A 3,066-nucleotide genomic window follows, 5' to 3' on the forward strand; every position below is an offset into this window, starting at 1 on the left:
CCCGTGCGCACCGGAGGACGCGCGCAGCCGCCTTATTGCCGCCCCTTTCCCCCGCGCAGCCGCCGAATTCGCGCCGTAGGGAACTACAACAGGTGGCGTCCAGCTTTGAGAGACAGGTGAAATTGTGGCGCAGGACCGGACTTGAACCGGCTGGGTTCGCAAGCACAATCGTGCATCCGCGGCGTTTGGCGGCCGGGCGGTGACAAAAGCATTTTTGGAAAATTGGTGGAGCCGAGCGGGATCGAACCGCTGACCTCGTCATTGCGAACGACGCGCTCTCCCAACTGAGCTACGGCCCCACATCGCAAGCGAGCAGGGAGGTAGTGCCCGCCAGCCGGTCTTGTCAAGCCGCAGATGGAGCACACGCTGATACCCAAAAGCGCCGCTTGACCTTGCCCCGCACGCATAGATAGTGCGTGAACGGCAGGGGGAGGCCTGAAGCCCGCATGGCGCACGCACTATCGACGCACGGGTTCATGCCCCACGGCATGTGTTATCTGTGGGAGCCGTCCATACTCTGGACGCATGTGGTTTCCGACGCGGTCATCGCGCTGGCATACTTCTCCATCCCTGCTGCGCTCGCCCTCTTCTCGGTGCGCCGGCCGGACTTGGTCTATCGTCCGGTCATGTGGCTGTTCGTGGCGTTCATCCTTTTGTGCGGCGCCACCCATCTCTTCTCCATCTGGACGGTGTGGAACCCGGATTATCAGATTTCCGGCCTGATCAAGGCTGCGACGGCGGCGGTTTCGCTGGCAACGGCACTGGTTCTCTGGCCACTCCTGCCTCGCGCGCTGGCCCTTCCTTCAACCGAGCAGCTCCAGCGCTCCAATGCGGCCATGCATGCCGAGATCAGCCGGCGTGACGAAGCCGAAGCGCGCCTGATGGCCGTGACAAGCCAGCTGGAGCAGCGCGTGCGCGTGCGTACGCGCGATCTTGAACGGGCAAATGCCGCCCTTCGCCAGTTTGCCGCAGCCGCCGCCCACGACCTGCAGGCGCCCTTGCGCCATATCCTGCTGTTTTCCCAGCTCATCGAGCAGGAGGAGACCGAACGGCTGAGCGCTGACGGACAGAAGCATCTCGGCAAGGTGCGCGAAGGCGCGTTGAGGGCGCAGACGCTTATCCGGGTGCTGCAGGAATACGCCCAGCTGGTGAACCGTCCGCCGCAGACGGAGACGCTGGAATTGTCGCGCATCGTTTCCGGTGTGATCTCTGCGCTGGAAGACGAGATAGAGGCGGCCGGTGCCGAAGTGCGTGGCCAGGGCCTGCCGGAGGTCGAGGGTGATCCGGTCCTGTTGACCCAGCTTTTCCAGAACCTTGTCTCGAACGCGATCAAGTATCGCTCGAGCCGCCCGCCCATTGTCTCGATCAGCGCCCGCGAGCGGGGCGATTCGATGGTCGAGATCATGGTGACCGACAACGGTATCGGCATTGATCCGGCCCACAAGGAATCGATCTTCCTGATGATGAAGCGCCTGCATGAGGCCGCGCGTTATCCCGGTATGGGGGTGGGTCTCGCCTTCTGCCGTGAGATCGTAGAGAGCCATGGCGGTGAAATTTGGCTGGACGAAACCTATCTCGACGGCGCACGCTTCTGTCTGACCCTGCCGGCTCCGGGCACTTTCCAGCTCAAGGATGCCGAGCGGTAACCAATCGGGCGAAAAGACCCGGGGGAGGCAATATGGCCAGAACCATCCGGCTCCTGCTGGTGGAAGACGACGAAAGCGACGCGTTTCTCACGAAGCGGGCTTTCGCCGACATGAGCGGCACCAACCTGATGCATGTGCCAGGCGGACAGGCCGCACTCGACGCCCTGCGCTCCAGCCGCTTTGACCTGATGCTGCTCGATCTGAACATGCCCGGCCTGTCGGGACACGATGTGATCGAGACCTTGCGTGATGACCGCAAGATCGGCCAGGTCCCGATCATTGTCTTTTCCTCATCCGATCATCCCAGCGATATCGACAAGGCCTACGGGGCGGGCGCGAATGCCTATCTGCGCAAGCCCGACAGCCTGGGCGGTTACCAGCAGGTGGCTGACGCGGTCTGCCGTTTCTGGCGCGATAATGCGGAGTTTCCCGGCCGCCACTGACCGGGCCCTTGCCTGACCGGGCTGTGCGCGTCTAGACAGGCGCGCAATCCTTGCAGCGCTGCGGCGTGCGTTCCCGACGGAGACCCCGATGTCCTTTGGTCAGGCCCTCATCGTCTATTTCGTGATTCCGGTACTGAACATTCTGGTACTGCTGATCTTCGTGAATGTCGTGCTCAGCTGGCTGGTTGCCTTCAATGTCGTCAATCCGCGCAACCAGTTCGTAAATGCCATCTGGCGTGCGACCAATGCGCTGACCGAGCCGGTACTTGCACCGATCCGGCGCATCCTGCCGCCGCTTGGCGGGATCGACCTGTCACCTCTGGTGCTGCTCCTGATCATCTTCTTCGTGCGTGAGTGGGTCATCATGGGCCAGCTCTTCCCGCTACTGGGCTAGACGCATGACCCTGCCTGCCTTCATCCAGCCCCGCGAGGGCCTTGCCAGCCTCATCGACGGCAAGATGGCCGCCGAAGCGCTGGATGCGTCCGTGGCCGCAGGCGCTGCCACACTGACGGCGCAGATCGGGCGCAAGCCCTGCCTTGCGGTCGTGCTGGTGGGCGATGATCCGGCAAGCCATGTCTATGTCCGCAACAAGGTCCGGCGGACGGAAGCCGCTGGCATGATCTCGCAGGAATTCCGGCGTCCGTCGGACATGGGCGAGGCCGAGCTCATCAGCCTCGTTCAGGCCCTCAATGACGACCCGGCGGTCGACGGCATTCTGGTCCAGATGCCCCTTCCCGGCCACATCGATGCGCGCCGCGTGGTCGAGGCCATTGATCCGGCCAAGGATGTTGACGGGCTGACGGCCACGAGCGCGGGCCGGCTGGTGCTGGGCGCAGACGGGCTGCGCCCGTGTACGCCGTCGGGCTGTGTCTGGCTGGCACGCCAGGCGCTGGGTGATCTGTCCGGTCTGCACACGGTCGTGATTGGCCGCTCCATTCTGGTGGGCAAGCCTGCGGGCCTGCTCTTCCTTGAACAG

4 protein-coding genes and 1 tRNA gene are annotated in these 3,066 nt (G+C 63.6%); 4 read left to right on the top strand and 1 reads right to left on the bottom strand.

Annotated features, from left to right (window positions below):
- Window positions 1-223: 223 nt before the first annotated feature.
- Window positions 224-299: transfer RNA gene (locus tag ACTS2Z_RS03670), tRNA-Ala, on the bottom strand.
- Window positions 300-446: 147 nt separating this feature from the next.
- Between ACTS2Z_RS03670 and ACTS2Z_RS03675 the strand changes: the two genes are divergently transcribed.
- The 4 genes from ACTS2Z_RS03675 to ACTS2Z_RS03690 all read left to right on the top strand — a co-directional run.
- Entirely contained in the window at window positions 447-1,646 is a 1,200-nt protein-coding gene (locus ACTS2Z_RS03675) for a sensor histidine kinase (protein ID WP_442571876.1), read from the top strand.
- Window positions 1,647-1,678: 32 nt separating this feature from the next.
- On the top strand, window positions 1,679-2,089 hold the full coding sequence (locus tag ACTS2Z_RS03680; protein WP_442571877.1) for a response regulator: 411 nt from the start codon (window positions 1,679-1,681) through the stop codon (window positions 2,087-2,089).
- 88 nt (window positions 2,090-2,177) lie between these two features.
- Window positions 2,178-2,483 (top strand): YggT family protein, encoded by a 306-nt coding sequence (locus ACTS2Z_RS03685; protein WP_442571878.1) that lies wholly within the window; start codon window positions 2,178-2,180, stop codon window positions 2,481-2,483.
- Window positions 2,484-2,487: 4 nt separating this feature from the next.
- The coding region (locus ACTS2Z_RS03690) for a bifunctional 5,10-methylenetetrahydrofolate dehydrogenase/5,10-methenyltetrahydrofolate cyclohydrolase (RefSeq protein WP_442571879.1) at window positions 2,488-3,066 on the top strand (579 nt) is incomplete at its 3' end.

This window comes from Glycocaulis sp. (genome assembly GCF_052168375.1).
Taxonomy (GTDB): domain Bacteria; phylum Pseudomonadota; class Alphaproteobacteria; order Caulobacterales; family Maricaulaceae; genus Glycocaulis.

Bases quoted from the DNA above. Each gene is read 5' to 3' on its own strand.
- ACTS2Z_RS03675 (WP_442571876.1), top strand. From the start codon at position 447: ATGGCGCACGCACTATCGACGCACGGGTTCATGCCCCACGGCATGTGT.
- ACTS2Z_RS03680 (WP_442571877.1), top strand. From the start codon at position 1,679: ATGGCCAGAACCATCCGGCTCCTGCTGGTGGAAGACGACGAAAGCGAC.
- ACTS2Z_RS03685 (WP_442571878.1), top strand. From the start codon at position 2,178: ATGTCCTTTGGTCAGGCCCTCATCGTCTATTTCGTGATTCCGGTACTG.